Origin of the sequence: Bradyrhizobium sp. CCBAU 45321 (assembly GCF_028128975.1) — a bacterium.
GTDB classification, from domain to species: Bacteria; Pseudomonadota; Alphaproteobacteria; order Rhizobiales; family Xanthobacteraceae; genus Bradyrhizobium; species Bradyrhizobium yuanmingense.
The window spans coordinates 157,607-170,409 of record NZ_LFKZ01000125.1; the positions used below are offsets into that span (position 1 = coordinate 157,607).

Annotated in this window: 12 protein-coding genes and 1 other RNA gene; 5 read left to right on the forward strand and 8 right to left on the reverse strand. The window is 65.9% G+C overall.

Annotated features, from left to right (window positions below; genetic code table 11):
* Nucleotides 1-14: 14 nt before the first annotated feature.
* From ACM43_RS22435 to tkt, 8 genes are all read right to left on the reverse strand, one after another.
* Nucleotides 15-806 (reverse strand): inositol monophosphatase family protein, encoded by a 792-nt coding sequence (locus tag ACM43_RS22435; protein ID WP_157283741.1) that lies wholly within the window; start codon nucleotides 804-806, stop codon nucleotides 15-17.
* Nucleotides 807-891: 85 nt separating this feature from the next.
* Complete coding sequence (locus tag ACM43_RS22440) at nucleotides 892-1,965, reverse strand: tetratricopeptide repeat protein (protein WP_271542872.1); 1,074 nt, start codon at nucleotides 1,963-1,965, stop codon at nucleotides 892-894.
* Nucleotides 1,962-2,663 (reverse strand): thiamine phosphate synthase, encoded by a 702-nt coding sequence (locus ACM43_RS22445; RefSeq protein WP_271542873.1) that lies wholly within the window; start codon nucleotides 2,661-2,663, stop codon nucleotides 1,962-1,964. Before ACM43_RS22445 ends, ACM43_RS22440 begins: the two co-directional genes overlap by 4 nt.
* 3 nt (nucleotides 2,664-2,666) lie before the next feature.
* Nucleotides 2,667-3,692: a class I fructose-bisphosphate aldolase gene (locus ACM43_RS22450; RefSeq protein ID WP_271542874.1), complete on the reverse strand. Its 1,026-nt coding sequence runs from the start codon at nucleotides 3,690-3,692 to the stop codon at nucleotides 2,667-2,669.
* Between the two features lie 327 nt (nucleotides 3,693-4,019).
* Complete coding sequence (gene fba / locus ACM43_RS22455; protein WP_025034030.1) at nucleotides 4,020-5,087, reverse strand: class II fructose-bisphosphate aldolase; 1,068 nt, start codon at nucleotides 5,085-5,087, stop codon at nucleotides 4,020-4,022.
* A gap of 39 nt (nucleotides 5,088-5,126) precedes the next feature.
* Nucleotides 5,127-6,323, reverse strand: a complete 1,197-nt coding sequence (locus ACM43_RS22460) for a phosphoglycerate kinase (protein WP_271542875.1) — start codon at nucleotides 6,321-6,323, stop codon at nucleotides 5,127-5,129.
* Nucleotides 6,324-6,475: 152 nt separating this feature from the next.
* Nucleotides 6,476-7,483 carry a type I glyceraldehyde-3-phosphate dehydrogenase gene (gap, locus tag ACM43_RS22465; protein ID WP_271542876.1) on the reverse strand — a complete coding sequence of 336 codons (1,008 nt, stop codon included), beginning with the start codon at nucleotides 7,481-7,483 and terminating at the stop codon, nucleotides 6,476-6,478.
* Between the two features lie 149 nt (nucleotides 7,484-7,632).
* Nucleotides 7,633-9,618: a transketolase gene (gene tkt / locus ACM43_RS22470; RefSeq protein ID WP_271542877.1), complete on the reverse strand. Its 1,986-nt coding sequence runs from the start codon at nucleotides 9,616-9,618 to the stop codon at nucleotides 7,633-7,635.
* Nucleotides 9,619-9,986: 368 nt separating this feature from the next.
* Between tkt and ACM43_RS22475 the strand changes: the two genes are divergently transcribed.
* The 5 genes from ACM43_RS22475 (at nucleotide 9,987) to ACM43_RS22495 (ending at nucleotide 12,733) form a co-directional block, all read left to right on the forward strand.
* Entirely contained in the window at nucleotides 9,987-10,307 is a 321-nt protein-coding gene (locus tag ACM43_RS22475) for a DUF4164 domain-containing protein (protein ID WP_020608063.1), read from the forward strand.
* Complete coding sequence (locus tag ACM43_RS22480) at nucleotides 10,304-10,687, forward strand: cell division protein ZapA (protein WP_271542878.1); 384 nt, start codon at nucleotides 10,304-10,306, stop codon at nucleotides 10,685-10,687. The genes ACM43_RS22475 and ACM43_RS22480 overlap by 4 nt, the downstream gene beginning before the upstream one ends.
* Before the next feature lie 238 nt (nucleotides 10,688-10,925).
* Nucleotides 10,926-11,086: non-coding RNA, 6S RNA (gene ssrS, locus ACM43_RS22485), on the forward strand.
* A gap of 248 nt (nucleotides 11,087-11,334) precedes the next feature.
* Nucleotides 11,335-11,931 (forward strand): 5-formyltetrahydrofolate cyclo-ligase, encoded by a 597-nt coding sequence (locus tag ACM43_RS22490; protein WP_271542879.1) that lies wholly within the window; start codon nucleotides 11,335-11,337, stop codon nucleotides 11,929-11,931.
* Entirely contained in the window at nucleotides 11,909-12,733 is an 825-nt protein-coding gene (locus ACM43_RS22495; RefSeq protein ID WP_271542880.1) for a TIGR00282 family metallophosphoesterase, read from the forward strand. Before ACM43_RS22490 ends, ACM43_RS22495 begins: the two co-directional genes overlap by 23 nt.
* Nucleotides 12,734-12,803 lie beyond the last annotated feature (70 nt).

Here is a 12,803-nt window from a genome sequence, read left to right on the forward strand (position 1 = left end):
TGCGAGCTTCCGCCTTACGCCGGCTTCCGCAAAATCTTCACCAGCTCCCCGTGCACATACTCGTTGCCGCACACCACATGCCCGGTGATCAGCGGATCCCCCGGGGTCGCGATATCGCTCACCGTGCCGCCGGCTTCCTTCACCATGATCTGCCCGGCCGCGATGTCCCAGGGCGACAAATTCCGCTCCCAATACCCGTCGAGCCGGCCGGCCGCGACGAAGGCGAGATCGAGCGAGGCGGCGCCGAAACGGCGCAAGCCGGCGACGCGGTCCTGGATCGCGGTCATCTCGCGGCGGAATTCCTCGTGGTCGCCGCGGCCGATATGGGGCAGGCCGCAGGCCACCACGCATTCGCTCAGCTGGCGGCGGCCGGCGACGCGCAGGCGCTGGTCGTTGAGGAAGGCGCCCTTGCCGCGCTCGGCGATGTAGAGCTCGTCATTGGCGGGATTGTAGATCACGCCCGCGATCACGGTGCCCTCGCGCGCGAGCCCGATCGAGATCGCAAATTGCGGGATGCCGTGCAGGAAGTTGGTGGTGCCGTCCAAGGGATCGACGATCCAGGTGTGGCTCTTGTCGGTGCCCTCGCGGGTGCCGCCCTCTTCGCCGATGAAGCCGTAGCCGGGCCGGGCCTTGGCGAGGTCCTGGTAGAGGATCTCCTCGGCGCGCTTGTCGGCGAGCGAGACGAAATTGGCGGGACCCTTCAGCGAGACCTGGAGATGCTCGATCTCGCCGAGATCGCGCTTGAGGCTGCGGCCGGCGCGGCGCGCTGCCTTGACCATGACGTTGATAGTGGCGGAATACAGCATATGCTTCTGGTCTTGATCGGGGGGAGGGGCGCGGAAACGCGCCTGTTTGGGGGATTGGGTGCCCCGTGAGGGGCCCCGCGTCAAGTCATTTGGACCCGAGCCACTTCCTGGCGGCGGCCTCGGCCTTGGCGCGCTCATCCGCCGGCAGATCGGAAAGCTGCTTGTCGAGCTCGGGGTCGCCCTTGCCGGCCGTCTTGGCCACCAGGTGCCATTTGAAGCCTTCGATCTTGTCCACGGGCGTGCCGACGCCGTTGATCAGCACCCAGGCCAGCCGGTTCTGCGCGATCGCGCTGCCCTGGCGGGAGGCCTTGCGAAGCAGGGCGACAGCCGCCGGCTGGTTCTTCGGCGTGCCGGTGCCGTTGAACATCGCGATGGCATATTCGACCTCGGCATCGACATTGTCGGCGATCGCGGCGGCCTGGAGCAGCCGCACCGCGCGTTCGGGGTCCTTCGGCACACCGGTGCCTTCCTTGTAGAAGGTCGCGAGCGCGTATTGCGCTTCGGGCAGGCCTGCATCGGCGGCCTGGCGCAGCAGTTCCGCCGAACGCCGGACGTCCTGCGGCAGCGTCTGGCCGTCCAGGTAGAGCAGAGCGAGGTTGTAGGCCGCCTTGGGCTCGCCGAGCTTGGCAGCCGAGGCCATCAGCCTGACCGCCTCGTTTTTGTCGACCGGGCCGCCGCGGCCGGAGATGCGCAGCATGGCGAGCGCGAACATCGCCTCGCGATCGCCGGCATCGGCGGCGCGCTTGTACCATTCGGCCGCCTTGGCGTAATCGCGCCGGATGCCCATGGCGTTGGAATAGAGCTCGCCGAGCATGGTCATCGCCTTGGCATCGCCGGCTTGCGCGCGCACGGTGGCGAGCTCGAACGCGGTCTTGTACTGGCCGCGCTGATAGGCGCCAAACACGAGGTCGACGTTGGGATCGTCGGACGGCGGCGCGGGGATCACGGTTGCCGGCTTGGGCGAAGCGGACGGCTTGGGAGATGCCGTAGGCTTCGGCGCCGGCGCCGCCTCCTTCTTCTTGGCAGGTGCGGGCGGCTTTGGCTTCTGCTTCTCTGCCGGTGCGCTCGGCGTCGTCGCCGGCGGGGTGATCTGCAGCTGCGCGGCCGCGGGCACTGTCAGCAGCAGCGTGGCCAGCATGGTGATGCACGGGAGCTTCATGTCGGGCGCTGGCCGTGCTCCTGGCCCGCAGGATCTTGGCCGGCCAGCGCCGTCGCATGGGCCTTCTTGATCGCGGCATCGACCTCGATCAGTGCGGCCTTGGGCCCGCGCGGATCGGCCCAGATGAAGTCGCCGACCAGCACGAAATCGGCGCCGCTGGCGGCGAAATCGTAAGCCTCGTCCAGCGCGGTGGCAAAGCCGACGCAGGGCGGCTCGAACAGCTCGGCCCACCAGTCCAGCCGCTCGGCGATCGCCTGCGACGACGGCCGCTGGCCTTTCGCATCGGGCTCGCCAAACAGCACGTAATCCGCGCCCATCTCGCCCGCATCCATGGAATGGTGCCGCGTCGTCAGCCCGCCGACACCGGCGATGCGATCTGGCTTGAGCGACGGCAGCGCCTCCTTCAGCGCGGCGATGCCGGGCAGGTGCGCGCCGTCGGCGCCGCCGCGCGCGACGATATCAGGATGGCCGTCGACGAGGAGTGCCGCGCCCGCCTTCTGCACCGGCGGCGCCAATGCCTTGACGCGCGAGATCATGCCGCGCTGATCGGTCTCCTTCAGCCGCAGCAGCACGGCGGCAATGTCGGCGGACGCGATCAGCCCCGGCAGCTCGGCGACCAGCGTCGCGGGATCATCGACGACGGGCGTCGCGAGATAGAGACGCGGCGCCGGGCGCGGCGGAGGCGGTTTGTTCGACAAGGTCTAGGCTGCCTTCTGTTCCAAGCTGCTTTGCCATTCGCCCTTGGAGGCGAGGCCGTTCATGCGGGCGCGATGACTGAAGGCGCGCTGGCCGGCCGCGACGTTCTCAGGCTTGCCCGACCAGGCCTTCTGCGGCGCGGCCTGCAGCGCGCGGCCGTAGGAGAAGGTCAGGCCCCAGGGCAGCGGCCCGAGCTTGTGCATGGCGTTGAGATGCGCGGTCGCCTCTTCGTCCGACTGGCCGCCGGACAGGAAGGCGATGCCGGGCACGGCCGCCGGCACGCAGGCCTTCAGCAGCCGTATCGTCTTCTCCGCGACCTCCTCGACTGAGCCCTGCTTCGGACATTTCTTGCCTGATATCGCCATGTTCGGCTTCAGCACCATGCCTTCCAGCGCCACGCGCTGCACGCGCAGTTCCTGGAAGGTCTTGTTGAGCACGCGGCTCGTTACCTCGTAGCAGCGCTCGATGTCGTGGTCGCCGTCCATCAGCACCTCCGGCTCGACGATCGGCACGATCTGCGCGGCCTGGCACAGCGCGGCGTAGCGCGCCAGCACGTGGGCATTGACGCTGATCGCCGTCATCGAGGGAATGCCGCTGCCGATGTCGATCACCGCGCGCCATTTGGCAAAGCGCGCGCCGCGCTCGTAATATTTCTTCAACCGCTCGGCGAGCCTGTCGAGCCCGACCGTGACGAGCTCTCCGGGACACATCGGCAAGGCCTGCGTGCCTTCGTCGACCTTGATGCCGGGAATGGCGCCGGCCTGCTCGATCAGCTTGACCAGCGGCGTGCCGTCCTTGGCATTCTGCCAGATCGTCTCGTCATAGAGGATCACGCCGGAGATGTACTGGCTCATGGCGTCCTTGGCGCGGAACAGCATCTCGCGATAGTCGCGGCGGTTCTCCTCGGTCGATTCCACGCCGATGGCGTCAAAACGCTTCTTGATGGTGCCGGAGGATTCATCGGCGGCAAGGATGCCCTTGCCCGGCGCGACCATGGCGGTCGCGATCTTGTTGAGCTCAGTCAGATTCATCGAGAGGTCCTCCCAAAACGATTCTGCCCTTGCCCGTGAAAATAGACCGTTCTCGGGCAATTGCCGAGTTATCGTTCGTCGCAGGGGGTCGGGGAGGTCTGTTGGGTAAAATGGCTGGCCGGGCTGGGCGGACCTTCACCTCGCCCCCGCTTGCGGGGAGAGGTCGGATTTTACGCAACGCGTAAAATCCGGGTGAGGGGGTACAGGTCTGTCGATAGGGCACAACTCGCGGAGAGAGCCCTTCACCCCGACCCTCTCCCCGTAAGAACGGGGAGAGGGAGGAGAGATCACGCAACCTCGCGATCGCTTACGCGACGCGGGGATCGCTTACGCCACCTTCGGATCCAGCTCGCCCTTGGCGTAGCGCTTGGCCATCTCGGCGGTGGTCAGCACCTTCTTGATCTTGGAGGCCTGGCCTGCGGTGTTGAACTCCTGCAGGCGCTGCTTGCACAGCTTGGTCATGGCTTCCATCGCCGGCTTCAGGTACTTGCGCGGATCGAACTCTTCCGGGTTGTCCTTGAGAACTTTCCGGATCTGGCCGGTCATCGCCATGCGGTTGTCGGTGTCGATGTTGATCTTGCGCACGCCGTTCTTGATGCCGCGTTGGATCTCGGCCACCGGCACGCCCCAGGTCGGCTTCATCTTGCCGCCATAGGCATTGATGATGTCTTGCAGGTCCTGCGGCACCGAGGAGGAGCCGTGCATGACGAGATGCGTGTTCGGCAGCTTGCGGTGGATCTCCTCGATCACGTTCATGGCGAGGATGTCGCCGTCGGGCTTGCGGGTGAATTTGTAAGCGCCGTGAGACGTCCCCATCGCGATCGCGAGCGCGTCGACCTTGGTCTCCTGCACGAACTTCACGGCTTCGTCCGGATTGGTCAGGAGCTGGTCGTGGCTGAGCTTGCCTTCGGCGCCGTGGCCGTCTTCCTTGTCGCCCATGCCTGTCTCGAGCGAGCCGAGCACCCCGAGCTCGCCTTCCACCGAGATGCCGCCGAGATGGGCCATGTCGGTCACGGTCTTGGTGACCCCGACATTGTAGCCCCAGTCGCCGGGGGTCTTGCCGTCGGCCTTGAGCGAGCCGTCCATCATCACCGAGGTGAAGCCGGCTTGGATCGCGGTCATGCAGGTCGCCGGCTCGTTGCCGTGGTCGAGATGCACGCAGACCGGAATGTGCGGATAGATCTCGGTCACCGCGTCCATCATGTGCTTGAGCATGACGTCGTTGGCGTAGGAGCGCGCGCCGCGCGAGGCCTGAATGATGACGGGCGCGTCGACCTGGTTGGCCGCGTCCATGATGGCCAGCGCCTGCTCCATGTTGTTGATGTTGAAGGCCGGTACGCCGTAATCGTTCTCCGCCGCGTGGTCGAGCAATTGACGTAACGTGATCCGAGCCATCTGTCTTTGTCTCCCGTTGGGGCCTCAAAGGCCGCTTGATTACTTGCTACGCAGAACTTCAACGCCGGGCAGGGGCTTGCCTTCCATCCATTCAAGGAACGCGCCACCGGCCGTCGACACATAGGTGAAGTCACCGGCCACATGGGCCTGGTTGAGCGCTGCGACGGTGTCGCCGCCGCCCGCGATCGAGATCAGCTTCTTGGCCTTGGTGCGCTCGGCGGCGTGCTTGGCGGCCGCGACCGTGCCGCGGTCGAACGGCTGCATCTCGAAAGCGCCCAGGGGGCCGTTCCAGACCAGCGTCGCCGCATCGTCGATCGCGGCATGGACGCGCGCGATCGATTGCGGACCGACGTCGAGGATCATGCCGTCGGCCGGGATCGCATCGAGCCCATAGGCGTGCGACGGCGCGTTGGCGGCGAAGTGATAGGCAACGGTGGCATCGACCGGGAGGATGATGGCGCAATTGGCGGCTTCAGCCTTCTCCATGATGCGCAGCGCGGTGGCGGCGAGATCCTTCTCGGCCAGCGACTTGCCGACCGCAACGCCCTGCGCGTGCAGGAAGGTGTTGGCCATGCCGCCGCCGATCACGAGCGCGTCGACCTTGGTGACGAGGTTTTCCAGCAGGTCGATCTTGGTCGAGACCTTGGCGCCGCCGATGATGGCGATGACGGGCTTGCTCGGCGAGCCCAGCGCCTTCTCCAGCGCGTCCAGCTCGGCCTGCATGGTGCGGCCGGCATAGGCCGGCAGCTTGTGGCCGAGGCCTTCGGTCGAGGCGTGGGCGCGGTGCGCGGCCGAGAACGCGTCATTGACCCAGATGTCGCCGAGCTTCGCGAGTTCCGCGACGAAGGCGGGATCGTTCTTTTCTTCCTCTTTGTGGAAGCGGGTGTTTTCCAGGCACAGGATGTCGCCATCCTTCAAGCCGGCGACGGCCTTGGCCGCGGGCTCGCCGATGCAATCCTCGGCAAACGCGACGGGCTTCTTCACCACCTTCGCCAGCGCCTCCGCGACGGGCCTCAGCGAGTCCTTGGCATCGCGTCCCTTCGGGCGGCCGAAATGCGCGAGCAGGATGACCTTGCCGCCCTTGTCGGCGAGCTCGGTGATGGTCGGTGCAACGCGCTCGAGCCGGGTGGCGTCGGTGACGCGCCCGCTCTCCATGGGCACGTTGAGGTCGACGCGCAGCAGCACGCGCTTGCCCTTCACGTCGACGTCGTCGAGGGTGCGGAATTTGTTCGTCATCTCACGCTTCCTTGTCCCGGGCGCGCTGCGGCGCAGGGCGCCGCTGCGCTGAACCGGGACCCACGTCACGGCGAGCCCCGCGGTTAAGATGGGTCCCGGCCCTGCGGAGCAGCGCAAGCGCGCTGCACCGCGTCCGGGACACGAGACTCTGGTCAGATCACCTTCGCCATCGCAACGGCGGTGTCCGCCATGCGGTTCGAGAAGCCCCACTCGTTGTCGTACCAGGACATCACGCGCACCAGCGTGCCGTTCTGCACCTTGGTCTGGTCCTCGTGGAAGGTCGAGGAGTGCGGGTCGTGGTTGAAGTCGATCGAAACGTTGGGCGCGCTCGTGTAGCCGAGGATGCCCTTGAGCTGCTGCTCGCTGGCGCGTTTCATCGCCGCGTTGACTTCCTTGGCGTCGGTTGCGCGCTTGGCGACGATCTTGAGGTCGACGACCGAGACGTTCGGGGTCGGCACGCGGATCGCGACGCCGTCGAGCTTGCCTTTCAGCTCGGGCAGCACGAGGCCGATCGCCTTCGCAGCGCCGGTCGAGGTCGGAATCATCGACATCGCCGCGGCGCGGCCGCGGTACAGATCCTTGTGCAACGTGTCCAGCGTCGGCTGGTCGCCGGTATAGGCGTGGATCGTGGTCATGAAGCCGGTCTCGATGCCGACGAGATCGTTCAGCACCTTGGCGACCGGGGCGAGGCAGTTGGTGGTGCAGCTGCCGTTGGAGACGACGAGGTGGTCCTTGGTCAGCGTGTCGTGGTTGACGCCGTAAACGATGGTGGCGTCGGCGCCGTCGGCGGGCGCGGAGACCAGCACGCGCTTGGCGCCGGCCGTCAGGTGCGCGCTAGCCTTGTCCTTCGAGGTGAAGATGCCGGTGCATTCCAGCGCGATGTCGACGCCGAGATCCTTCCAGGGCAGCTTCGAGGGATCGCGCTCGGCGGTCACCTTAATCTTGCCGTTGCCGAGGTTGATGGAGTCGCCGTCGACGGTGACGGTGCCGGGAAAGCGGCCGTGGACGCTGTCGAAGCGGAGGAGATGGGCGTTGGTCTCGACCGGGCCGAGGTCGTTGATGCCGACGACCTCGATATCCTTGCGGCCTGACTCGGCGATAGCCCGCAGGACGTTGCGGCCGATGCGGCCAAAACCGTTAATTCCGACGCGGACTGCCATGTTTCGTCTCCTTCAATGACCGTTGTCATCCCGCACAACGCGCGGATAGCGCGCCTGCGAGGTTTTTTAGGGGCGGGCGCCCGGTTCGGCCGGGCGGTGCTTGATCATATGGGAGATTAGGTAGTCCTTTTTTGCGGCAAGCTCAACTCTCAGGAAACGCGCTTCAGCACAGCGTTAACCGCGGCCTCGGCGGTAATGCCGAAATGCTTGTAAAGCTCCTTGGCAGGGCCGCTTTCGCCGAACGAATGCATGCCGATGAATTCGCCATCCTGGCCGATCACGGCATCCCAGCCCCAGCGCACGGCGGCCTCGATCGCGATCTTCACCGGCGCGTTGCCGATGATGGCGGCGCGCTTGGCCTCTGGTTGCGCTAGCAACAGCTCAAGCGAGGGAACGGAGACAACGCGCGAGGCGACGCCGCGTTCCGCGAGCTGCTTCTGGGCCGCGACCGCGATCTCGACCTCAGAGCCGGAGGCGAACAGCGTCGCCTTGGCCTCGCCCTGGGCGGCGACCAGCTCATAGGCACCGGCCGCGCAGGGATTGTCGTTGGGTGCCGTGGTCCGCAGCTGCGGCAGGTTCTGGCGCGTCAGTGCCAGCACGGTCGGGCCATCGACGCGGTTGAGCGCGAGCTCCCAGCACTCGGCGACCTCGATGGCATCGCAGGGACGGAATACGCGCATGTTGGGAATGGCACGAAGCGCGGCGAGATGCTCGACCGGCTGATGGGTCGGGCCGTCTTCGCCGAGGCCGATGGAATCGTGGGTCATCACGTAGACGACGCCGGCGCCCATCAGCGCGGCAAGGCGCATCGCCGGACGCGCATAATCGGTGAACACGAGGAAGGTCGCGCCATTCGGCGCAAAGCCGCCGTGCAGGAAAATGCCGTTCATCGCGGCGGCCATGCCGTGCTCGCGGATGCCGTAATGGATGAAGCGGCCCTTCGGCGTCTTGGCCGAGAAGGCGGTCGCCGACTTCGCCTTGTTGTTGTTGGAGCCGGTGAGGTCGGCCGAGCCTGCCAAAAATTCCATCGGCATTGCGGCTGCGATCGCCTCGATCGCCGCCTCCGAGGATTTGCGCGTGGCAGCCGTCAGCGGCTTCTCCAGCAGCTCCTTCTTGTGCGCCTTCAGCGCCTTTGCCAGCGAAGCCGGACGCTCATGGCGCAGGCGGCGCTCGAACTCGGCGCGCTTGCGGCTGCCGAGCTCACCGAGCCGGGCTTCCCATTCCTGGCGTGCCGCGGCGCCCCGGCTGCCGGCAGCGCGCCAGGCCTTCAGCGCGTCGTCGGCGACCGCGAACGGCTCGAGCGAAATGCCGAGATTTTCCTTGGCAGCCTTGAGCTCGTCGGCGCCGAGTGCTTCGCCGTGCACTTTCGAGGTGCCTTGCTTGTGCGGCGCGCCGAAGCCGATCGTGGTGCGGCAGGCGATCAGCGTCGGCTTATTGGATTTCTTCGCGCGCGTGATCGCATCGGCGATCGCGGCCTGGTCGTGGCCGTCGATCTTTTCGGCGGCCCAGCCCGCCGACTTGAAGCGCTTCACCTGGTCGACGGAATCGGAGATCGAGGTCGGGCCGTCGATCGAGATGCCGTTGTCGTCGTAGAGCACGATCAGCTTGTTGAGCTTCCAGTGCCCGGCCATCGCGATCGCTTCCTGCGACACGCCTTCCATCAGGTCGCCGTCGGAGGCGAGCACATAGGTGTGGTGGTCGACGATCTTCTTGCCGAATTCGGCGGCGAGCATCTTTTCGGCCAGCGCCATGCCGACCGCAGTCGAGATGCCCTGGCCGAGCGGGCCGGTGGTGGTCTCGATGCCCTTGGTACGGAAGTTCTCGGGGTGGCCGGGGGTCAGCGAGTCGACCTGGCGGAACTGCTTGATCTGGTCCAGCGTCATTTCGTCATTGCCGGTCAGATACAGCAGCGAATAGAGCAGCATCGAGCCGTGGCCGGCCGAGAGCACGAAGCGGTCGCGGTCCGGCCAGGCGGGCGCGGCGGCATCGAATTTCAGGAACTGCGTGAACAGCACGGTGGCGATGTCGGCGGCGCCCATCGGCAGGCCGGGATGCCCCGATTTCGCCTTCTCGACAGCGTCCATCGCAAGGCCGCGGATCGCGTTGGCCATACGGGTGTGATCGACCTGCGTCATGTCTGAAATCCGTCTGAAATGAAGCGCTTGGCGATGGTTGCCCGCGCGGGGAGAAGCCTGGCGGCCACTGAAGGTTGGCGCTGGGATAGCACCTCGGTTCCGGGAGTCCAAGGCAATCGAACGCCGGTTTGGCCGCAAAAGTTGCCTGTGTGGACATCGGTTTTCCGCTGGGATCGCGCTAGGCGGAAGCGACGGATCGGCACGTCGTCCCGATTGATCGGTGCATAGTTTTGCGGCGGCGTTGCGCTCGGCTAGCTTGCTTTGTAAATTTCTGCTTCTAACCGCTTGCCGAACCGAGTCTTTTGCCGGACGGCAAGCTCCAGGGAAAGGCCACTGGGCAAAGGCCGCCAGGTTCCGCCGCTGACTGCATGAACGATCGCGTATCCAACAGTTCCGCCATGACGGAGTCGTCCGCCGTCGAGATCGAGATTGCGACCCGCAGACTCATGGCGGCGCTCGACGCGCTTGAAAGTGCGGTGGAGCGGCGGCGCGACGCCGATCGCGACGAGAACGAGCTTGCGGCGCGAATCCAGGCGCTCGGCGCGGATCGCTCGCGTCTTGCCGACGAACTCGACGGCGCGCTGGTGAAGGCACGCAAGCTCGAGCGCACCAATCGCGAGATCTCCGACCGGCTGGATTCCGCGATCGTCACGATACGCTCGGTGCTCGATACCGGAGAGGACGGATGAGCCACATCAACGTCACCATCAACGGCCGGCAATATCGCATGGCCTGCGAGGAGGGCCAGGAGGTGCGGCTGCTCAAGCTCGCCGAGACGCTGGAGACGCGCATCCAGTCGCTGCGCGGAAAGTTCGGCGAGATCGGCGATGCGCGCCTCACCGTCATGGCTGCGCTCACCGTGTGCGATGAGCTGATCGACACCAGCAACCGCGTCCGCGCCCTGGAGCAGGAATTGATCGAGCTCAGGGATTTCCGCAACGCCGCCGTCGAGCGCGCCCGCATGACGCAGACCGCCGTGGTGAATGCGCTCAACGCCGCCGCCGAACGCATCGAGAAATCGACCCAGGTCCTGAACCGCACCGTCGGCAATGGGATCGCGATCGGCTGAAGCTCGATAGTAGCCACGCGGCCAGTGCGCTCCCTCCCCCGCTTGCGGGGGAGGGTTGGGGAGAGGGTGTCTCCGCTGGGCGAGAATCCCCAAGAGGTGAGAGCCCTCTCCCCAACCCTCTCCCGCAGGCGGGAGAGGGAGTTCACCTCCGTCGTGGCTCGCCGCCCGCTTCACTACACCGAAGCTCGGCACTCTCGCCGCACTGGCGATTCGTCAGTATCGTTGTTACATTGCCTCCGCGAGGCTGCGACGTGCGTCAGGAGCCATATATCCCCGGGGCCTTATCGATCCTTTAGGGAACTGTCCCTGGCCGGGCCCGTGGGCTCGGACATATGGTGCCCACCTACTTTCGTAGGGAACTCCGGGATCGAGTGCTTCAACGGCGTTCGCGGCTTCGCACTTTTGTTTGCTTGCAGTTATGTTTGCTTGCAGTGCGTTCTTGTCGAGTGGGGTCTACGACAAACCGGCAGTGTCATGCCCCGCCTAGTGCGCAATTGCGCACGGGGGGCGGGGCATCCAGTACGCCGCGGCGTCGAGGTTTTTGCACTAGCGTCTCTGGAATACTGGATCACCCGCCCCAGTGCGCAGGGCGCACAAGGCGGGTGATGACAGCGGAGCAAAGACTTCGCCTTCGGGGGAAAACGCACATGCCCAACTCCAAAGCCGAACTCCGTGCCAAGGCCCTCGCAAAGCGCGACGCGCTCAGTGAGAAGAAACGCATCGCGGCCGCCGCAAAGCTCGCCAAGCGCGGGCTGCCGTTCAAGCTGCTGTCCGGCAGCATCGTCTCCGGCTACTCGCCGATCCGCAGCGAGATCGATCCGATGCCGCTGCTTGCGAGGCTCGCGGAAGAGGGCGCCAGGCTGGCGCTGCCTTGCGTCACCGCGCGCGGGCAGTCGCTGATCTTCCGCATCTTCCATCCGAACGACCGCCTGATGCTCGGCCCGCTCGGCATTCCCGAACCTTCACCTGCTGCGGCCGAAGTCATTCCCGACATCATGCTGACGCCGCTCGCCGCCTTCGACCGCCTCGGCCATCGCATCGGCTATGGCGCCGGGCATTACGATTTCACCTTCGCGCATTTGCGCAAAACCAAGCAGATCGTCGGCATCGGGCTCGCATTCGCCGTGCAGGAGATCGAGGCGGTTCCGGCACTATCCCACGACGTGGCGCTGGATTATGTGCTAACGGAATCGGACGTGTTCGATTTCCGGAGTTCTGAAGTTGCGCATTCTGTTCGTGGGTGATGTCGTCGGCCGTAGCGGGCGCGAGGCGATTGCCGAATATCTGCCCGGCATGGTCAAGGACTGGTCGCTCGATCTCGTCGTCGTCAACGGCGAGAATTCGGCCGGCGGTTTCGGCATCACGGAAGCGATCTACCAGGAGTTTCTCGAGGCCGGCGCCGATGCGGTGACGCTCGGCAATCACTCCTGGGACCAGCGCGAGGCCCTCGTCTTCATCGAGCGCGCCGACCGCCTGGTGCGTCCCGCCAATTATCCGCGCGGCACGCCCGGCCGCGGCGCCGCCTTGGTGGAGACCAAGAATGGCAAGCACGCGCTCGTCGTCAACGCGCTGGGCCGCGTCTTCATGACCCCGTTCGACGATCCCTTCGCCGCGCTCGAGCGCGAGCTAGGAGCCTGTCCGCTCGGCGTTGCCGCCGACGCCATCGTCGTCGACTTCCATTGCGAGGCGTCAAGCGAGAAGCAGGGCATCGGCTTCTTCTGCGACGGCCGCGCCAGCCTCGTCGTCGGCACGCACACCCATGTGCCGACCGCCGACCACCAGATCCTCACCGGCGGCACCGCCTACATGACCGACGCCGGCATGACCGGCGATTACGATTCCATCATCGGCATGCAAAAGGAAGAGCCGCTGCGCCGGTTCACATCGGGGATTCCGTCGGGCCGTTTCGAGCCGGCCGCGGGCGCCGCGACGCTCAGCGGCGTTGCGGTGGAGACGGATGACGCGACGGGCCTCGCGCTCCGCATCGCGCCGGTGCGCATGGGCGGAAGGCTGGAGCCGACGACGCCGAAATTCTGGTTGAGCTGAAGCGCGAAGCCAAATCACCCGGTGTCGTCCCCGGACGATTATATCAACTTTGCCCTCAGCCGCGGACATT

Excerpts from the sequence above, each read along its gene's own strand:
- ACM43_RS22435 (WP_157283741.1), bottom strand. The coding sequence starts at position 806 with ATGCTGTATTCCGCCACTATCAACGTCATGGTCAAGGCAGCGCGCCGC.
- ACM43_RS22440 (WP_271542872.1), bottom strand. The coding sequence starts at position 1,965 with ATGAAGCTCCCGTGCATCACCATGCTGGCCACGCTGCTGCTGACAGTG.
- ACM43_RS22450 (WP_271542874.1), bottom strand. The coding sequence starts at position 3,692 with ATGAATCTGACTGAGCTCAACAAGATCGCGACCGCCATGGTCGCGCCG.
- fba (WP_025034030.1), bottom strand. The coding sequence starts at position 5,087 with ATGGCTCGGATCACGTTACGTCAATTGCTCGACCACGCGGCGGAGAAC.
- ACM43_RS22460 (WP_271542875.1), bottom strand. The coding sequence starts at position 6,323 with ATGACGAACAAATTCCGCACCCTCGACGACGTCGACGTGAAGGGCAAG.
- gap (WP_271542876.1), bottom strand. The coding sequence starts at position 7,483 with ATGGCAGTCCGCGTCGGAATTAACGGTTTTGGCCGCATCGGCCGCAAC.
- tkt (WP_271542877.1), bottom strand. The coding sequence starts at position 9,618 with ATGACGCAGGTCGATCACACCCGTATGGCCAACGCGATCCGCGGCCTT.
- ACM43_RS22475 (WP_020608063.1), top strand. The coding sequence starts at position 9,987 with ATGAACGATCGCGTATCCAACAGTTCCGCCATGACGGAGTCGTCCGCC.
- ACM43_RS22480 (WP_271542878.1), top strand. The coding sequence starts at position 10,304 with ATGAGCCACATCAACGTCACCATCAACGGCCGGCAATATCGCATGGCC.
- ACM43_RS22490 (WP_271542879.1), top strand. The coding sequence starts at position 11,335 with ATGCCCAACTCCAAAGCCGAACTCCGTGCCAAGGCCCTCGCAAAGCGC.